This window comes from Plantibacter sp. MDV22-iso1, from assembly GCF_058408345.1.
The window spans coordinates 641663-658220 of sequence record NZ_JBZVDY010000001.1 but is presented as its reverse complement, the minus strand read 5'-3'; the positions used below and the strand labels follow the sequence as shown (position 1 = coordinate 658220).

Sequence of the window (16558 nt, the reverse complement as noted above, 5' to 3'; positions counted from 1 at the left end):
CGGGATGACGGCGACGTGACGTCCGGAGTCGAACGGGAAGCAGCGGAGGCGCAACTCCGCGAGGGTCCCGTGGCGGCATCGGCAGGCGTGGTCGACACGGCGCTGCACGCCTGGCGTCAGCAGCTCAGCACGGTCGGCGGCCCCTCGCCGCTGCTCCACTTCGTGGACGCCCCGACGACCCGGGTGGAGCTCAGCTCGACGCATCCCGGTGGTCTGCCGCAGTTCATCTCGGGCAAGTCGACGCTGCTGTCGAACCTCATCCGCGACGAGATCGCGCTCCGCGGAGCGAAGCGCGCCGCCGATCGCATCACGACGAAGGGCATCGAGCTCTCCACCGTCCGCGGCATCGACGCCGTCCACCTCGCCGTCGGTCTCGCCCAGTGGACGCATCAGGGCGAGGACTTCAGCGCGCCGGTCCTGCTCCGACCGCTGGCCATCCGCCGGTACGGTCGCGACTTCGAGGTCAAGCTGCGCGGTGCCACCACCGCGAACCCGGAGCTCGTCCGCGCCCTCCGCGAGCAGTTCGGCATCGTCCTCGATCCGGACGAGTTCGTCGCACTGAGTGAATCGGGTGGCGTGTTCAAGCCCCAGCCCGTCATCGACCGCCTCCGCTCGCTCGCCGCCGGGCTCGAATGGTTCACCGTCCAGCCGCGTCTGCTCGTCTCCTCCTTCGCCGCCGTCGGTCACTCGCTGCTCGACGACGCCGCCAAGCTCGACCACCCGATCCTCGACGCCGTCGCCGGCGACGAGGGGGCCATCGGCCTCGTGCGCAGCAGCTTCACGCCCGTCGACGCGCCAGGCCAGGACGACCGCCCGCCGTCGACCGACACCCTCCTGCTCGACGCGGACGTCGAGCAGGAGAACGTCATCGCCCAGATCGGCGCCGGCAACTCGCTCGTCGTCACGACGCTGCCGGGCACCGGCGGGACGCAGACCATCGTGAACGCCATCGGCGTGCTCGCTTCGCAGCACAAGCGAGTCCTCGTCGTCAGCCCCCGTCGCTCCACGCTGGAGGGCATCCGCCACCGCCTGACCAAGGTCGGTCTGCCGGGCCTGTGCGCGTCGCCGTCGACCCTCCGTCGCGACCTCATCCAGGCGATCACGCGCAACGAGCGGGCGATCCCGCCGCAGGTCGGCGAGGTCGACGACGCGCTCGTCCGGCTGCGTCGGGTCCTCATCGACTACCGCACCTCGCTGCAGGCGAAGGACCCCGATCTGCGGGTCTCGGTCATCGACGCACTCGAAGCGCTCTCGAAGCTCTCCAAGCTGCCGCACCCTCCGGGAACCCTGGTCCGCCTCGACCGCCAGACGCTCGTCGGACTCGCAGCTGGCCGCTCCCGCGCGGCGGAGGCGCTCGAAGGCGCGGCCGCCCTCGGTGAGTTCCGCTACGGACCGGGCGACTCGCCCTGGTACGGCGCGTCGTTCGACACGACCGCGGAAGCCCAGGAGACCCACGACCTCGCCAAGCGCCTGCACCGCAAGGACCTGCCGCAGTTGCTGGAGCGTGCGTACGGCCTCATCGGGCAGACGCAGATGCGGCCGTTCGAGTCCATCGACGAGCTGGGTATCTACCTGCGACTCCTCGCGGACATCCGTGAGACGCTCGACCGCTTCCAGCCGGACGTCTTCGACCGGTCGCTCGCCGACCTCATCGTCGCCACGAGCCCGCGGAAGGACTCCGCCGCGATGTCGTCGGCGAGCCGCCGGCGACTCAAGGCGCTGGCCAAGGAGTACCTGCGGCCCGGCGCACACGTGCCCGACATGAACGCCGCGCTCCGTCGGATCCAGCAGCAGCGCACCCTGTGGCAGCGCTACGTGACGACCGGTGCGCCGCCCGAGGTGCCGCTCGGCATCGCGGACGTCGAGCAGGCGTACCAGACGGTCGCCGCGAAGCTCGAGCTGGTCGACCAGCCGCTCGGCATCGCCGACACCCCGGACCGCCTCGGCCGCCTCGCGATCCCGAGTCTCGTCCGCACGATCTCCGAGCTCGCTGCCGAGTCGGAGGTCCTCCACAACCTCCAGGAGCGCACCGCGATCCTCGCCGGCCTGCGCGAGCAGGGCCTCGGTGAACTCATCGTCGACCTGTCCCAGCGGCACGTGCCGCGGACGCGCCTCGCCGACGAGCTCGAACTCGCCTGGTGGCAGTCGATGCTCGAACTCGTGCTCACCGAGGACCGCGGTCTGCTCGGCGCGAACACGAGCGTCGTCGAGCGCCTCGAGTCCGACTTCCGGCTGGTGGACGAGGCGCATGCGTCCGCGTCCGGGCAGCTCCTCGCCTCGCTGCTGGCCGACACCTGGAAGATCGGTCTCGTCGACCACGCCACCGAAGGTATGGCGCTCCGCTCGCTCCTCAAGCGCGATCGACCGCTCCGAGCGGCCGAGCTCGAGCAGGCGGCTCCGACGCTGTCCCGCGTCCTCGCGCCGGTCTGGCTCGTCTCGCCGTACGAGGTGCCCCGCATCCCCGAGAGCGCGTCCTTCGACGCCGTCTTCCTCGTCGACGCGGGGGCGACGCTCCTCGCGGAGAACGTGGACGCCATCCGTCGTGCGCGTCAGGTCGTCGCCTTCGGTGACCCCGTGACGCAGAGTCCTTCGCCCTTCGAGATCCGTCTGACGGATCAGGAGGCGACGCCCGAGCAGCACGCCGACATCGCCGAGCTACACCGTGAGTCCGCGCTCGAACAGCTGAGCTCGGTCCTGCCGACCCTCATGCTGACGCGCTCCTACCGCGCGGGAGGCGAGGACCTCGCGGAACTCGTCAACGAGCGGTTCTACGGCGGCCAGATCGACTCCCTGCCGTGGGCGGGTTCGTTCCTCGGCCACGGCAGCCTGAGCCTCGACTACGTGCCCGGCGGGCTCGGCATGCCCGACCCGGTCACCGGAGCGGTGGAGAGTGTCGACGTCGAGGTCGAACGGGTCGTGGAACTCGTCCTCGAGCACGCCTCGAACCGCCCGAAGGAATCCCTGATGGTCGTGACCGCGAGCGACAAGCACGCGGTCCGGGTCCAGCAGGCGGTCCTCGCAGCGTTCTCCCGTCGTGCCGACCTCTCCGACTTCCTCCTGCGCGAGCGGGCTGAACCGTTCACCGTCCTGACACTCGAGCAGTCCGTGGCCGAGAGCCGCGACCGCGTCATCTTCTCGATCGGGTACGGCCTCACTCCGCACGGACGGGTCCTGTCCGATTTCGGCGCACTGGGTCAGCCCGGCGGCGACCGGCTGCTCGCGGTCGGCATGACGCGCGCACGGCGGTCCATGGTGATCGTCTCGTGTGTCCGCCCCGAGGACCTCGACCAGAACCGCATCCAGCACGGCATCCTCGCGCTCGCACGCATCCTCACGGACACGTCGCGCCGCGCCTCCGAGGATCAGGCGACGCACGAGGCCGAGCCGATGCTCGTCGACCTCGCGACGCGCCTCGAGACACTCGGGATGCGGGTCGACATGGGCTACCGCGGCAAGCTCGCCCTGGTCGCCTCGTGGGGTGGCCGAGCCGTGGTCGTCGAGTGCGACGAGGAGCTGGGTGACGCGAGCCTCCGGGAGTCGCTGCGGCTCCGCCCCGACGTCCTGCGCCGTCTCGGCTGGCACTACGTCCGCGTGCACAGCTTCGACCTCTTCGCCGACGCCGAGGCGGTGGCGCAGCGCGTGGCCGGTGTGCTCGGGCTCAACACGACCGAGCACCTCGACACCGCGCCGATCGCCGTGCAGGTCCCACGCCACTGATGGTCGGACACTGATCATGCAGGACGATCAGGAGCCACGGATCGTCCGTCCCCGAGGATCGAGGCGGGCGATCCGCCCCGGTGCTCCCGGCACGGATCCCGCGCCGCAGCTGCCGGCCGATCCCGTCAAGGCTGCGGAGGACACCGACGCCGCTTGGGGCGGAGCCGCCAAACCCGCTGGCGGCGGTGGCAACGACGACGAGTTGCAACGCAACGTCCCGCCCCACTGGTGAGCGGGACGGGACGTCGACGGTGCGGGATGGGCCGGACTAGCGCCCGTCGGTCGTGTCGTCGCGTGCGGGCGGCAGCGGAGCGCTCGTGCCCGTCTTCAGCACGTCACGGATCTCGGTGAGCAGCGACAGCTCGCTCGGTGCTGCCGGCTCATCAGCGATCGTCGGCTTCGTCGTGACGCGCTTGAAGTGGTTCATCGGCAGCACGATGACGAAGTAGACGACGGCGGCGACCAACAGGAACTGGATGGTCGCGCCGATGAACGCGCCGAAGTGGATGACGGCAGGGTCGCCGTCGACCGTCGGGATGGAGACGTTGAACGCGTCGTTCAGGCTCTCCGCCCGGAAGAGCGCCCCGAGCAGCGGGTTGAAGATGTTCTCGACGAGCGAGTTGACGATGGCGGTGAACGCGGCCCCGATCACGACGGCCACTGCCAGGTCGATCACGTTGCCGCGGAGGATGAACTCCTTGAAGCCTTTGAGCATGGGGTCTCCCTGAGGATCGGGGATGGACAGGACCCTGGCTACGCTACCGGCTCAGGACGCGGCGCTCCCGGCGGAGGCCGGTGTGGCGCTGGAGCCGGAGCTGGAGGAGCCGCCCGAAGAGGAGGATCCGCCCGTGGTGTCCGACGAGGACGAGCTCGACGACCCCTCCGAGGACTTCGAGGAGGCCGGGATGGAGCTCGAGCCCTTGCCTGCACCGGCGCGGGAGTCCGTGCGGTAGAAGCCGGAGCCGTTGAACGTGACACCGACCGCGCTGAACAGCTTGCGCAGCTTGCCGGAGCACGCCGGGCACTCGGTGAGGGAGTCGTCGGTGAAGGACTGCTGGACGTCGAAGGCGTTGCCGCACTCGGTGCAGCGGTAGGCGTAGGTGGGCACGGGGTCTCCTGGGATGTGGTGGGTCGGCGCGCTCAGCGGCGCGGTCGGACCTGGTCGAAGTCGAGGATGCGGCTCGGGGTCACGGCACCGCCGACGGGTTCGTCGTGGATCTCGCTCGGGACCTCGTCGAGGATCTCGGTGTCGTACAGCACGGCGTAGACGGGAGGGCAGCGCTCCATCGAGCCGAGCGTCTTGTCGAAGTACCCGCGACCCCAGCCCATGCGCATGCCGTGGGCGTCGACGGCGGCCGCGGGGACGAGGATGAGGTCGACGTCGTTGATCGCGATGGGGCCGAGGGTGGTACCCACGACCTCGGGGGTGCCGGCGAAGCCCACCGTCTCGATGCCCTCTTCGCCGATCGTCCAGTCGAGGAGCCCGTCGGTGCGGGTGATGGGGAACAGGATGCGGATGCCCGACTCCTGCGCCCATTGCAGGAAGGGCCTGGTGTCGGGCTCACTCGGGGAGGAGAGGTAGCAGGCGATCGAGCTCGCGCCGAATCGGGAGACCAGGGCTCGGAGGTTGTCCGTGAGGCCGGAGGTCGACCGTTCCTTCTCGAGGGAGGTGAGCAGCTCCCGCCGCTCACGGAGCTCGGCGCGCAGCGCTCGTTTCTCGTGTTCGGCGGGGCTCGTCATGCGACCCATTCTAAACGGCTCGTCGTCGCGCACGGCTCGTTGACCGACGCCCTACTCGACATCTGCCGCCTCGTCCAGGGGTTCGGGGGATTTCACCCTCGATCGAGGGGGTATTCGGGTACTTCACCGACTCCACACGATAGGTTTTTCCTCATGACCACTCGTGTTACCAAAGCAGTCATCCCCGCAGCAGGTCTCGGCACCCGGTTCCTTCCGGCGACGAAGGCCCTGCCGAAGGAGATGCTCCCCGTCGTCGACAAGCCGGCCATCCAGTACGTCGTCGAGGAGGCGGTCAGCGCCGGGCTCGCCGATGTGCTCATGATCATCGGCCGCAACAAGAACGCGCTCGCGAACCACTTCGACCGCGTGACCGAGCTCGAGCTCAACCTCGCGAAGAAGGGCGACACCCAGCGCCTCGAGAAGGTCAACGAGTCGAGCGAGCTCGCCGACATCCACTTCCTGCGTCAGGGAGATCCGAAGGGCCTCGGCCACGCCGTCCTGCGGGCCAAGCGCCACGTCGGCCACGAGCCCTTCGCCGTGCTCCTCGGCGACGACCTGATCGACGCCCGCGACGTGCTCCTCGAGCGCATGCTCGACGAGCAGGACAAGCGGAACGCGACGATCATCGCCCTCATGGAGGTCGACCCCGATTCGATCCACATGTACGGTGCAGCAGCCGTCGAGGCCACCGACGATCCCGACGTCGTGCGGGTGACCGGCCTCGTCGAGAAGCCCGCGAAGGAGGACGCCCCGTCCAACCTCGCCATCATCGGCCGCTACGTGCTGAAGCCCGAGGTGTTCGAGATCCTCGAGCGCACCGAGCCGGGCAAGGGCGGCGAGATCCAGCTGACCGACGCGCTCCAGGAGATGGCCGCCGACGTCGAAGGCACGGGCGGCGTCTACGGCGTCATCTTCCGTGGCCGTCGCTACGACACGGGCGACCGCCTCGACTACATCAAGGCGATCGTGCAGCTCGCGGTCGACCGCGAGGACCTCGGTCCCGAGCTGCGTCCGTGGCTCAAGGACTTCGCCGGGGACCTCGACTGACTCCAGCCGACGACACACGCCGCGCCCCGGGTCCGCAACAGCGGATCTCGGGGCGCGATGCTGTCGACGACGTGGTGTCGGTGCATCGGTGAGCGCTCCACTAGGCTCACCACAGAACGCGAGAGGGGTGGCACGGTGGCGCAGGTCGTACCCGTTCTGAGCAGTGGGCGAGTGAGCATCCGGCCGATCAAGGTCCGTGACGCGAGGCCGCTCGAGCGCGAGCTCGCGGAGAACCGAGCCTGGTTGCGCCGCTGGGAGGCGACGAGTCCCTACGGCCCGGTCCCGGCCGACAGCCGTGCGGCGATCCGGTCGCTGCAGAACCATGCGCGCTCGGGCGCGGGCCTTCCGTTCGTCATCGAGGTCGACGGGGAGTTCGCCGGCCAGCTCAACGTCTCCGGCATCACGTACGGATCGCTGGCCTCGGCGTCGATCGGCTACTGGGTCTCCCAGCGGTTCGCGGGTCTCGGTGCCACACCGATCGCGACCGCTCTGGCCACCGACCACTGCTTCACCGCCCTGCAGCTCCATCGGTTGGAGATCTGCATCCGGCCCGAGAACGCTCCGAGCCTGCGGGTCGTCGAGAAGCTCGGGTTCCGGTACGAGGGTCTGCGCCGCCGCTTCATCCACATCGACGGCGACTGGCGCGACCACTTCTGCTTCGGCCTCGTCCGCGAAGAGGTCCCGGGCGGCGTCCTCAACCGGTGGTTGGACGGCCAGGTCCCGAAGGACGCGTGTGTGATCCCCGAAGCCGACCGTCTCGCGGCCGCGTCGCCGTTCCCCACTCGCTGAGCAGGTAGCCGTTTTCCCCCTCCATCCGGGGACACACCCACCTGTTGATCGGTCTCAGGTCATCGACCCGCTACGGTCAGGGACATGGACGGCGGATTCCTGAGCGGTGGGGTGATCATTCTGGTCGCAGCGATGCTGTGGCTGGTGTACCTGGTGCCGTCGTGGGTGCGCGACAGTCAGTTCTCGGCCAGCGAGCGCAACGCGATCCGGCTGCAGCAGACGCTCCGTGTGCTCGCCGAGACGGCTGAGGTCCCGGAGGCCGTCCGGCTCGAGGCGACGTCGCGTGAGGTCGCCGCGCAGCGCAAGCTCCTCAAGCAGCTCGAGGCCAGGACGAAGGCGACGGCCGAGGCCGCGGCACGTGTCGAACTCGCCGAAGCCGATCGGATCCGTCGCGAGGAGGAGGCCAGGGCCGTGCAGGCCGAAGCCGCCGCCCGTGCCGCGGAGGATGCTCGTCGCGCCGCCGCTGCCGCAGCCCGTGCGGTCCAGCGCAATGCCCGAGCGGCGAAGCTCGCGCGGAGCCGTCGTCGGTCGCGGTTGCTCGCGACCACCGTGTTGGTCGCCTCCATCATCGGCTTCTGCTCCGGTGTGACCGCGTTCCTCGCAGGTGGCGGTCTCGTGCTCGGTATCACGTCCACGGTCGTCGGGCTGCTCGCGCTCTCTGCTCTCTCTCGGATGTCACGTATCGCCCACCGTGCCGTCGCGCCGGTACCGGCGGTCGCGGTCACGACCAGGCGCGTCGAGTCGGCGCTCTTCGAGTACAACGAGCCCGTCAAGGCGGCCTCGCAGGCGCAGACCTGGACGCCGACGTCCATCCCGAAACCGCTGCACCTCTCCGAGGGCTCGTCGGCTGCCGCTGAGCTGGCCAAGGCCGACGCCTACGACCGCCTTCGCCAGGCGGCCATGCAGGAGGCCATCGCCTCTCGCGCCGAGCGCCTCGCGCCGGTCGTGCCGACGATCGTCCGTCGTCCGGAGCCCGTCGCCGCTCCGCAGCCCGAGCGCGTCGAACCGCAGTCGGCCCCGAGTCGTTTCGCCTCGATGGGTGTCATCGACGAGGGTGAGATCGCCGCCGGCGGCTCCACCTTGCTGCAGCGTCGCCGCGCCGCGGGCTGAGTCGAGCGCACGCCCGTCCGGTCGTTCATGAACCGGTCACCGGCGACGGATAGACTCGTCGAGGGGGTTCGTCGCTCGGTTCTTGTCGACGCCCTGGAACGCGAAAGGTGACCATGGGCGTGTGGCGGAAGAGCCGGCGGAAGCCGATGAAGCCCTACGTCGCGCCCCCTGAGGTGGCTCCGCCGCCGGTCGAGCACGCGGTCGAGGAAGGCCTCCTCATCGCGCGGTCGTGGACCGTGGTCGAGGTCACGAACTGGATCATCGAGCGCGCACTCCGCGACGGCGCGTCCTACGACGCCGAGGCGACGCAGGCGGCTGTCCGGCGCGAGCTGGGGCGCATGGCGGACGAGCAGGAGGAGTACGCGGACCTCGCACGGGAGGCGCGCCAGACGGCGTTCCAGCGTCGGGGGAGTGCACGTCACCAGCACGACTACCGCGCGGGCGACCTGAGCGCCCTGTCCCGTCGCCGCGAGGTGTACTCGGGCCTCGCCACCGAACTCCGTCGGGTGAGCAAGGACGAGGAGTTCGTCGCGGCGATCGCGGAATCCGCTCGTGAGCGTGCGTGGGGCGACCTGGAGCGCGCCATCCAGGCGAAGCTCGACCGGGTCCTCGACGAGCCGGTCGTCGACGAGCACTATCGGCGTGCCCGGAGCCAGCGGCTCCGCTGGTTCCGCGATCTCGACCTCGCTGCCCTCATCGCCGCAAACCCGAAGGACGGCAGCATGCCGGTCGACGACGGCCCGAACCCCTACGAGGACTAGCGCGGCCGGTTCGAAACGGGTCGTCGGTTCTGCTAGCCTGGTCGAGTAGTTGGGCCCATGGCGCAGTCCGGTAGCGCACCTCGTTCGCATCGAGGGGGTCAGGGGTTCGAATCCCCTTGGGTCCACCAGCTGCAACGACAACCCCGCACCTCACGGTGCGGGGTTGTCGTGTTTCCGGGTGTCGGCAGCGTCCTGTGCCGTTTCGGCTGCGCTCCGCGTCCTGTACGGTCGGGAGCACGGCGCCGCTTCGGTTCCCGTGAACGGGACGAGCAGTCATGCGATGGATAGCGTCTTGCCCTTCCAGGCCGAGCATCGCTCACACCCGGATCGGCCGATGACGACGTCGACGGCGGTGATGCCGGACTGGCGCATGCGCTCGACGCCGGCGTCCTGCCAGGCGCGCATCGTCGCTGTGCGGGTCGCCATCTCCGCGTAGGAGCCGATGCGCCATCGTCGGCCGCGCTTGTCGACGAACCCGGTGATGCCTTCGGAGAGGAACGCCTGCACCGTGGCGCGCTCGAGCGTGCGGAGCGAGGCGCCGCCGACGAGCACCTGCGGGGTGTACTGGGCGACGATCGCCTGGAACGCGTCCTGCGGGTACCGGAGGATCCGCAGGTGCAGGTCTTCCAGCTTGTTCGACAGGTCCATGGCGAGCGCGGCCGCGGCGTTCTGCGCGGTCGTCGTAATGCCGAGTTCGCGTGGCAGGTGGCGGGCGAGGCCGAGCTGCGAGACGGCGGCCGCGGTGCCGGCCTTGAACGCCGTGGCGATGAGGTTGCGGGCCAGGGCGTCCGTGTTGATCTCGGCGAGCACGGCGGCGGTGAAGTCGTCGAGCTCCCCGAGCGCGCGGAGGCGGGTGAAGAGGTCGGCGTAGATGTCGAGGCCGCGGTACAGGCGGCGTGCGATCTCCTGCTGAAGCCGCACCTCGATGCCGTTGTAGATGTTCGTCAGCGCGCGGGCGAGATCCTCGACGAGCTGCGTCGGGTCGGCGTCGGAGTCCGGGATGTACAGGTGCACCCGACACTTCCTCGACGCGCGCTAGCATCAGCGAATGGACATCGCCCTCGTGATTTCTGGCTTCGCCTTGCTGATCGGCGTCCTGAACGCCTGGGTGAATTGGCGCAATCGGGCCGACAAGCGCAACGTGTCGTTCGTGCTCGTCGGCCGGACTCAGATGGTCGAGTACCCGTCGAGAGCTTGGGAGCTAGGAAACCCGGAGTGGACGTTGGTGAACGCGGGTGAGGCCTCGGCAGTGAACCCCGAAGTGATCGTCGAGGCCGACGAGCATGGGCATGAGTCGCACTTCACCTCGGCCGGTGTCCTTCCTGGCAACGGAAGCCTTCAGGTCGTACCCGTCGGCGATTACCCCATGCCAAACTCCCACACGGATGGCCGGTACTACTGGCAGGGCCGGAGGGCCCGGGTCGAATACGTGGGCTCACGCGGGAAGAAGCGGACAGCGGTCGCGTCTGTCGCGCAGACGTACGCCTGACCTCACACGGTCAGGTAAGCGACCAGCTCCGGGTTGTCGCGGAGGAGGGCGAGCGTGGGCGACTCGATGCGGCGGATGACCGTCTCCTCGCGGGCGTTGCGGTCCTCACCGAGCTCTGTCCAGTCGGGGCAGCCTGCGGCGGCCTCCATCACGGCCTGCAGGGCTTCATGCCAGAACGTGAGCCGGAGCACATCGGGGCTCGACTCCGGGTTGAGCCAGATCGTCGAGTCGAGGTGCGTGGAGTGGCCGTAGTAGCCACCGGTCTTCGTGCGGTGCTCGATGCGCAGCCACTCATCCGCGTCGCAGGTGATCCGGTAGCGGATCGTGCCGAGAGCGGCGATGGCCATCACGGTCATCGCCGCTTCGACCTTGTGCCGGGAAGTGTGGTGGGTCGGTAGGCTCGCGGGATGACACCGTCACCCATTCCCGAGATCGTCGGAGCGGCGGGTGTCCCCCAGTGGATACCGATCGCGGCTCTGGTCGTTTCGTTGTGCGCTCTCGCGTTCTCGGGAATCACAGCGCTGGTGGCTTACCGAAACCGCGCTGACGCGAAGATCGTCATGCTGTCGCTCGTGAGGGGAACGCGGAAGTCCGCGACGACTCTCATGCAGAACACCTACGTCGGGTATTCCGCGGAATGGACCCTCCACAATGGTGGGAACGCGACGGTGATGCTGCCCGTCGTAGTGGTGGAGGCGCGGGACGGTCGAAGGACCAAGTTCCGCGGAAGCGGACCCTTGGTCGGCGGGGGATCGCTCGTTGTCTACCTCGCCCCGGGAAATGAAGCCCCGCTTGAGGGCGATTGGTCTGGTAGCGATGTCACGGTCACTTGGAACGACGGTAGACGCCTGCGGCGAACCCACGCACCGTACTTCGACCCGACGATGCCGCCGACGTGATAGAGGCCCGTCGGTAGGCTCAGCACATGTCGCCCTCACCCGTCCCGATGTCCGCCGATTCCGCGGCATTCGACTGGCTGCCATGGATCGCCCTATTCGTCTCCGGAGCGGCTCTGCTGATCTCTCTCCTCAACTGGCGCGTGAACTACTTGAACCGGGCGGATAAGAGCCGAGTGTGGTTGCAGCTCGTCGCGTCCACGACTCGCGTAGAAGCGGAGCGGGCCGCCAACCCTCCTGCCTTCGTCGGCGTAGGCATCAGCGATTCTGGGTCGCAGGAGAAGCAGTACGAGATACAGCCCGTCTGGACGCTCTACAACAGCGGCGAGGCGACCGTCCTCGACCCGTCGGTGCATGTGCTGCACCCCGATCACCCGCAGGATCTGTACTTCAGCGGCAGCGGGCCACTTCATGGACACGACAAGTTGCAGGTTGTGCCCATCGGTGACTACCCGATCGGGGACCCTGCCTTCTGGCAGGGTCGACGCGCGCGCGTCGAGTGGACAGACGCTGGAGGCAAGAAGCGCACGAGCGACGCGACTGTCTCGTACAGCTATGTCTAGCCGCGCGGCCCGTTCTGGCGGCTGAGCCAGAACAGGCCGCCCAGCATGAGCGCGCAGACGATCGCTGCCCCGCCCATCAGCCAGATCGCCTCGTCGTAAGTCACGCTGCGGCCTCTCGCTCGGCGCGCTCAGCCTCGGCGCGCTTCTGGTCGTCGGCTTCGAGTTCGTCGTCCTCGTCGTCCGGATCGAGTCGCAGCGGGTTCCGCAGGTTCTCCTCGGCGCGAATCTTGGTGACCTCCTCGGCGATGCGGCCGTCGTCCCACTCGGAGTTCGCTCGGCGCACCTTCGTCTCGAGGCTGATCGACCGGGCCGTGTTTAGGAGGCCGATGACGCGGGCTTCCTTCTCGTCGTCGACCTGCGACTCGGACGGGAACTCCGCGGAGACCTCGATGCCGGGGCGTCCGCCCTTGCCTGGGAAGAGGATGCCGTCGAGCTCCAGCGCCACGGAGGCGATGTAGCTCGTCGCGGCGGCGGCGTAGCGCTTCTTCTTGTCGCGCGCCGTTTCCTCGCGCTTGTCGCGGCGCAGCTCGCCCGTCGCGGTGACCTGGCCCGCCTTCTCCTCGTAGTCGCGCGATCCGAGGCCGGCGTTGCGGAGGATGACGCGGACGAGAGCGGCCGTGGTGCGCTCGTGCTCGTCCACGTGGATCTCGAACTGCTGCGCCTCGATCTGCTTGGTGTCGGTCGACGCGAGGGACCGGAGGGTCGTGTAGACCTCCTGCTCCTCCTCGAAGTAGGCGCCCTGGCCGCGACCGCGGTTCTTCAGCGCCGTCTCGTCGACGAACAGGCGGGCGCGGGCGACCTTCAGGTCCCGCATCCACGACGACCATGCCTCGTCGAGTGCGTTCATCTCGGGCTCGATGCCTGCGAAGTCGGAGCGTCCGAGCATAGCCAGCGATCCGCCGGCCTTCCGCCACTCGCGGTTCTTGCGGACGTTGGGCTGGTACGTGACCGTGAGGCGGCGGATGCCCGTCTGCAGGGTGACCTCGGCAGGGCTGACGATCTTGCCGTTCGCCGGTTCGAGGAGCCACGCCGTGGCGTCGAGGGTGTCGAGCGGGACGCGTTCGCCGATCTCGCCCTCCTCGCCCTTGTACAGGGCGTGGATGACGGCACCGACCTCGTGGCGCTCGAGGTGCCGGTAGAGCTGCCCGTCGGCGTCCCAGTGGGACGTCCAGAACGTGACGGCGGTGAGGCGGCCGGCGGAGAACTCGGGGACGGCGGTGTCGGCGTCGTAGGCGCGGACGTAGACGTGCTCGCGGGCGGCGATGTTCCATTCGCAGGCGAGGAACGTGCCGCCGAGCGCCGATGTCAGTTCGCCGGACTCGTTGAGCATCTCGTGGGCGTCCGGGCTGTTCATGATGACGTCGAGGCGCGACTGCGTCTGGTCCTCAGAGGGGGACCGCTTGCCCTTCTCGTCTTCGATCGCGGCGGTGAACGTCGGAGGCTCGGCCCACAGCATGTCGGAGGACATCGTGGCGACGTCGGCGGCCATGGGCACGTGCAGCACGGTGCGTGACGCTTCGGTCTGGACCCGCTTGCTCCAGAACAGGCGTGAGAACCCGGATGCGATGACGCCGTATGCGCCGCCGCGGTGAGGGACGCCGTCGTGGGTGTGCGTCGGGGCGGCCGTCTGCTGCGAGTAGATCTGCTGCAGGCGGTTGATGTCCCCGACGAGCCAGGCGTCGTACTCGTCGTAGCGCGCGAACGCGGGCGAGAGTTCGACAGGGGGCCATGGGGTGCCTTCGAGGGGGAGCGGCACGATGCCTCCTTCGGTTCGTAGGTGTTCCGGGTCAGGCCGCCAGGGCGAGCGTTGAGGTCCAGGTGATCTCGTCGCGCCACTGCATCTCGGCGGAGGTGAGGACGTAGCGGCCGCCGTGGAGGGAGTGGTCGGCGACCTTGACAGGGACGTCGAGCCCCTGGCCGGACTTCTTCGAGTCCCAGGCGTAGCCCGGGGCCTCAGTGATCCAGCAGTTGCAGCGGTCGGCGACGGCGAGGTGCTGCTGCGAGAGCAGGGCGGGGGTGAGACCGATAACCTAGTTGACGTCGTTGACGGCCTTGCGGGTGGGGATGTCGTCGTTCCAGAGCTGCTGGCGGAACGAGGCAGCGGACGGGTCGAGGAAGATGTTCTCGATCTCCAGGTCCGTGCGGTACGGCAGGTGCGGTTGCCGGAGCCACTGGCCGAAGCGCAGCGACAGGTCGGCGTCGGAGAGACGCTGGCCGGTGGCGCGGGAGTCGTAGCGGAACTCGTCGATCATGTAGAGCCGCGACGCGGGCCGTCCGAACTGCTTCTCGTCGGAGAGACCGAGGAGCAGGCCGGCGGTCGCGTTCGTGGTGCCGTAGTCGACGCCGACGCCGATGAGCTGGCGCATGCGGGGGAGGTTCTGCCACTCGACGACGTGGAGGTCGGGGTCCCACATGTCGTAGATCGCGCCCTCGGCGGATACCCACAGGCCGAGGATGAAGCGCTTGTACCAGAGGCCCGTGAACTCGGCCTTGCGCTGGGCGATGAACTCGGGGGACAGCGACGGGTTGTCGTCCATCGTGAAGTGGAAGCGTCGCCAGTGCTCGAGCGAGCCGAGCTTGTCGAGGTAGTCCGTCTTCAGCCAGTGCGCCGGGCTGTCGGGGTTCGTGGTGGCGAACATCTGCGCGCCGGTGACCGACATGCGGCCCGTGAGCTGCATGAAGAACTCGCGGGGGAGGACCGTGACCTCGTCGACGTAGGCGCCGGCGACGGTCATGCCTCGGATCTTCGACTCGGCCTTGGCGTCGTTCGCGCCGATGATGTGGACCATGCGGCCGAGGATGATCGCCGTCGTCGCGCCGTTGCGGTAGGAGACCTGCGGGGCGAACAGCTTCAGGCCGTCGGCTTCCTCGATGGGCTTGAAGACGTTGCGGTAGATGCTGTCGCGGTTCTTCCCGATGATGACCAGCTCGCCGCCGGTCGGGGCGTCAGCGATGTAGATCAGCCAGGCGAGGATCGACGAGTACGTCTTCCCGGACCGCATCGACCCCTCCCAGAGGTTGACCGTGCCCGTGCAGTCACGGACCGACCGCGCCTGCTTCGGGCTCATCGACGCGAGGAGCGTGGGAACCGCTGTCGTTGCTGCCATCGCCGAGGTCCGCCTCCCCCAGCTTCTCCTTGAAGCCGAGGAGTGCAGCTCTGATCTCAGCGAGGTTGCTCGTGTCTTCGGACGCCTCGTACAGGCCGGTGAGCTTCGCCCGCTGGCCCATGATCTTCAGACCCGTGTTGATCGCGATGTCGTCGCCCTGCTGGATGCGCTTCGCGAGGGAGGCCTGCATCATGTCGAGCGTGTCGAGCTCCAGCTCGATCAGTTCCTTTGCGGGCTCCCGCGTGATGTCCTGGAGCGCCTTCTGGACCGCCTTGTACGCGCCCGATCGGTTCGCGTAGCCGAGCTGCTTCGCGATGTCGTCGTAGGAGACGCGGAGCTTCCGGAGCTTCAGCGCGTTCGCCGCACGTAGGGCAGCGGCCTCCGCAACTTCGGCGGCGCTCTGGGCTGGATCCGTTTCCTGCGCCATGGGGTTTCCTCCTGCATCGAAAGGAGTGGACGGTGGCTAGGCTTCGCTCATGCAGAAATACGTCGCCCCGTCTGTGGGACTCGAACGCTTCAATTGCCCGCGATGCAACACGTTCAGCCATCAGGCATGGCGCCCGTTGTCGGTGTGGCTGGAGAGTCGGGCGATCATGACCTTCAGGGACTTCGAAGGTGATTTCGAAGTGAGGGGCACGGAGTGGTTCTCTACGGCGAAGTCAGGTCCCGAGTGGAGGGCGAGCCTGTGCGTGTCCTGCCTGGGATCTTCCGTCTGGCGCGGGGACCAGCTCGTGTTTCCGAGCGTGTCACCCATCGAAGAACCGCATCCCGACATGCCTGCGGAAGCGGCTGCTCTCTACAAGGAAGCGCGGGCCGTCTTCCCTCACTCCCGACGAGCGTCTGCAGCTTTGGCGCGGGCGGCCCTTGAGAGCTTGTTGCGCGAGATCACTGGAGGCGGCTCGAAGAAGCGCCTGGACGAGTTGATTGCCAGCCTGCAAGGAGAGGTTGGGGTGCGGCTGTGGAAGGTGCTCACCGCACTCCGTCACCTTGGTAACGCGACGCTGCACGGCGACAGCGGGCAGGAACTGGTGGCGCTCTTCCTTGATGGTGAAGGAGCGACCGTCGCAGAGCCGTACTTCGGGGCGATGAATGTGGTCGTCGAAGAGCTCATAACCCAGCCACGGGAGGCTGACGCTCTCTACGAGATGATCCCCAGCGGTGTCCGCGCTGACGCGGAGTCGAAGGCGTCCAAAGCGTCCAAGCAGTCCGGCGAGTAGGTCCGAAGGCAATCGGGGAGCGCCCGGGAGGGTCGGTGACCTGCCCCCGGGCGCTCGGGTGAAGCTAGGAGCCGCTGGTGCGGACGCCGGCGGCGGATGCTGCACGGCGGCCGCCGCGGAGA

Annotated in this window: 18 protein-coding genes and 1 tRNA gene; 11 read left to right on the top strand and 8 right to left on the bottom strand. The window is 68.5% G+C overall.

The features are described from left to right. Positions 1-15 precede the first annotated feature (15 nt). Both AC4PMY_RS03135 and AC4PMY_RS03130 read left to right on the top strand, forming a co-directional pair. Positions 16-3717: an AAA family ATPase gene (locus AC4PMY_RS03135; protein WP_231884410.1), complete on the top strand. Its 3702-nt coding sequence runs from the start codon at positions 16-18 to the stop codon at positions 3715-3717. Between the two features lie 16 nt (positions 3718-3733). Beyond that, on the top strand, positions 3734-3949 hold the full coding sequence (locus AC4PMY_RS03130) for a hypothetical protein (protein WP_064296545.1): 216 nt from the start codon (positions 3734-3736) through the stop codon (positions 3947-3949). Between the two features lie 36 nt (positions 3950-3985). Here the strand turns inward: AC4PMY_RS03130 and mscL are convergent, their stop codons facing one another. Genes mscL through AC4PMY_RS03115 form a run of 3 tightly spaced genes read right to left on the bottom strand, consistent with a single transcriptional unit; the run spans position 3986 to position 5457 of the window. Then, positions 3986-4432 carry a large conductance mechanosensitive channel protein MscL gene (gene mscL / locus AC4PMY_RS03125; RefSeq protein WP_064296544.1) on the bottom strand — a complete coding sequence of 149 codons (447 nt, stop codon included), beginning with the start codon at positions 4430-4432 and terminating at the stop codon, positions 3986-3988. Between the two features lie 51 nt (positions 4433-4483). After that, positions 4484-4825 (bottom strand): FmdB family zinc ribbon protein, encoded by a 342-nt coding sequence (locus AC4PMY_RS03120; protein ID WP_064296543.1) that lies wholly within the window; start codon positions 4823-4825, stop codon positions 4484-4486. A gap of 32 nt (positions 4826-4857) precedes the next feature. Next, the gene (locus tag AC4PMY_RS03115) at positions 4858-5457 is read right to left on the bottom strand and encodes a 5-formyltetrahydrofolate cyclo-ligase (RefSeq protein WP_491621985.1); all 600 of its coding nucleotides are present in this window, start codon (positions 5455-5457) and stop codon (positions 4858-4860) included. Between the two features lie 153 nt (positions 5458-5610). On the opposite strand from AC4PMY_RS03115, the gene galU reads away from it, so the two are divergent. From galU to AC4PMY_RS03090, 5 genes are all read left to right on the top strand, one after another. Continuing rightward, a complete protein-coding gene (gene galU / locus AC4PMY_RS03110; RefSeq protein ID WP_079001930.1) occupies positions 5611-6504 on the top strand; it encodes a UTP--glucose-1-phosphate uridylyltransferase GalU in 894 nt (297 codons plus the stop codon). Positions 6505-6639: 135 nt separating this feature from the next. Further along, complete coding sequence (locus AC4PMY_RS03105) at positions 6640-7293, top strand: GNAT family N-acetyltransferase (RefSeq protein ID WP_086474356.1); 654 nt, start codon at positions 6640-6642, stop codon at positions 7291-7293. 84 nt (positions 7294-7377) lie between these two features. Continuing rightward, the gene (locus AC4PMY_RS03100; RefSeq protein WP_491621984.1) at positions 7378-8403 is read left to right on the top strand and encodes a hypothetical protein; all 1026 of its coding nucleotides are present in this window, start codon (positions 7378-7380) and stop codon (positions 8401-8403) included. Positions 8404-8510: 107 nt separating this feature from the next. Then, on the top strand, positions 8511-9164 hold the full coding sequence (locus tag AC4PMY_RS03095) for a hypothetical protein (RefSeq protein ID WP_491621983.1): 654 nt from the start codon (positions 8511-8513) through the stop codon (positions 9162-9164). A gap of 51 nt (positions 9165-9215) precedes the next feature. After that, a tRNA-Ala gene (locus AC4PMY_RS03090) sits at positions 9216-9292 on the top strand. Positions 9293-9437: 145 nt separating this feature from the next. Here the strand turns inward: AC4PMY_RS03090 and AC4PMY_RS03085 are convergent. Beyond that, positions 9438-10178, bottom strand: a complete 741-nt coding sequence (locus AC4PMY_RS03085; protein WP_491621982.1) for a phage minor capsid protein — start codon at positions 10176-10178, stop codon at positions 9438-9440. 34 nt (positions 10179-10212) lie between these two features. Here AC4PMY_RS03085 and AC4PMY_RS03080 point away from each other — a divergent pair, with 34 nt between their 5' ends. Next, positions 10213-10653 (top strand): hypothetical protein, encoded by a 441-nt coding sequence (locus AC4PMY_RS03080; RefSeq protein WP_491621981.1) that lies wholly within the window; start codon positions 10213-10215, stop codon positions 10651-10653. Between the two features lie 2 nt (positions 10654-10655). Here the strand turns inward: AC4PMY_RS03080 and AC4PMY_RS03075 are convergent, their stop codons facing one another. After that, positions 10656-11009: a hypothetical protein gene (locus tag AC4PMY_RS03075; RefSeq protein WP_491621980.1), complete on the bottom strand. Its 354-nt coding sequence runs from the start codon at positions 11007-11009 to the stop codon at positions 10656-10658. A gap of 51 nt (positions 11010-11060) precedes the next feature. On the opposite strand from AC4PMY_RS03075, the gene AC4PMY_RS03070 reads away from it, so the two are divergent. Continuing rightward, positions 11061-11552 (top strand): hypothetical protein, encoded by a 492-nt coding sequence (locus AC4PMY_RS03070; RefSeq protein ID WP_491621979.1) that lies wholly within the window; start codon positions 11061-11063, stop codon positions 11550-11552. 26 nt (positions 11553-11578) lie between these two features. Next, positions 11579-12112 carry a hypothetical protein gene (locus tag AC4PMY_RS03065; protein WP_491621978.1) on the top strand — a complete coding sequence of 178 codons (534 nt, stop codon included), beginning with the start codon at positions 11579-11581 and terminating at the stop codon, positions 12110-12112. Positions 12113-12212: 100 nt separating this feature from the next. Here the strand turns inward: AC4PMY_RS03065 and AC4PMY_RS03060 are convergent, their stop codons facing one another. From AC4PMY_RS03060 to AC4PMY_RS03050, 3 genes are all read right to left on the bottom strand, one after another. Then, positions 12213-13868 (bottom strand): hypothetical protein, encoded by a 1656-nt coding sequence (locus tag AC4PMY_RS03060; protein ID WP_491621977.1) that lies wholly within the window; start codon positions 13866-13868, stop codon positions 12213-12215. A gap of 274 nt (positions 13869-14142) precedes the next feature. After that, a complete protein-coding gene (locus tag AC4PMY_RS03055; RefSeq protein ID WP_491621976.1) occupies positions 14143-15219 on the bottom strand; it encodes a PBSX family phage terminase large subunit in 1077 nt (358 codons plus the stop codon). Continuing rightward, positions 15149-15646 (bottom strand): hypothetical protein, encoded by a 498-nt coding sequence (locus AC4PMY_RS03050; RefSeq protein WP_491621975.1) that lies wholly within the window; start codon positions 15644-15646, stop codon positions 15149-15151. The genes AC4PMY_RS03055 and AC4PMY_RS03050 overlap by 71 nt, the downstream gene beginning before the upstream one ends. A 49-nt stretch (positions 15647-15695) precedes the next feature. Between AC4PMY_RS03050 and AC4PMY_RS03045 the strand changes: the two genes are divergently transcribed. Beyond that, on the top strand, positions 15696-16436 hold the full coding sequence (locus AC4PMY_RS03045; RefSeq protein ID WP_491621974.1) for a DUF4145 domain-containing protein: 741 nt from the start codon (positions 15696-15698) through the stop codon (positions 16434-16436). Positions 16437-16558 lie beyond the last annotated feature (122 nt).

Excerpts from the sequence above, each read along its gene's own strand:
- AC4PMY_RS03130 (WP_064296545.1), top strand. The coding sequence starts at position 3,734 with ATGCAGGACGATCAGGAGCCACGGATCGTCCGTCCCCGAGGATCGAGG.
- mscL (WP_064296544.1), bottom strand. The coding sequence starts at position 4,432 with ATGCTCAAAGGCTTCAAGGAGTTCATCCTCCGCGGCAACGTGATCGAC.
- AC4PMY_RS03115 (WP_491621985.1), bottom strand. The coding sequence starts at position 5,457 with ATGACGAGCCCCGCCGAACACGAGAAACGAGCGCTGCGCGCCGAGCTC.
- galU (WP_079001930.1), top strand. The coding sequence starts at position 5,611 with ATGACCACTCGTGTTACCAAAGCAGTCATCCCCGCAGCAGGTCTCGGC.
- AC4PMY_RS03100 (WP_491621984.1), top strand. The coding sequence starts at position 7,378 with ATGGACGGCGGATTCCTGAGCGGTGGGGTGATCATTCTGGTCGCAGCG.
- AC4PMY_RS03080 (WP_491621981.1), top strand. The coding sequence starts at position 10,213 with ATGGACATCGCCCTCGTGATTTCTGGCTTCGCCTTGCTGATCGGCGTC.
- AC4PMY_RS03075 (WP_491621980.1), bottom strand. The coding sequence starts at position 11,009 with ATGACCGTGATGGCCATCGCCGCTCTCGGCACGATCCGCTACCGGATC.
- AC4PMY_RS03070 (WP_491621979.1), top strand. The coding sequence starts at position 11,061 with ATGACACCGTCACCCATTCCCGAGATCGTCGGAGCGGCGGGTGTCCCC.
- AC4PMY_RS03065 (WP_491621978.1), top strand. The coding sequence starts at position 11,579 with ATGTCGCCCTCACCCGTCCCGATGTCCGCCGATTCCGCGGCATTCGAC.
- AC4PMY_RS03055 (WP_491621976.1), bottom strand. The coding sequence starts at position 15,219 with ATGGCAGCAACGACAGCGGTTCCCACGCTCCTCGCGTCGATGAGCCCG.
- AC4PMY_RS03050 (WP_491621975.1), bottom strand. The coding sequence starts at position 15,646 with ATGGCGCAGGAAACGGATCCAGCCCAGAGCGCCGCCGAAGTTGCGGAG.
- AC4PMY_RS03045 (WP_491621974.1), top strand. The coding sequence starts at position 15,696 with ATGCAGAAATACGTCGCCCCGTCTGTGGGACTCGAACGCTTCAATTGC.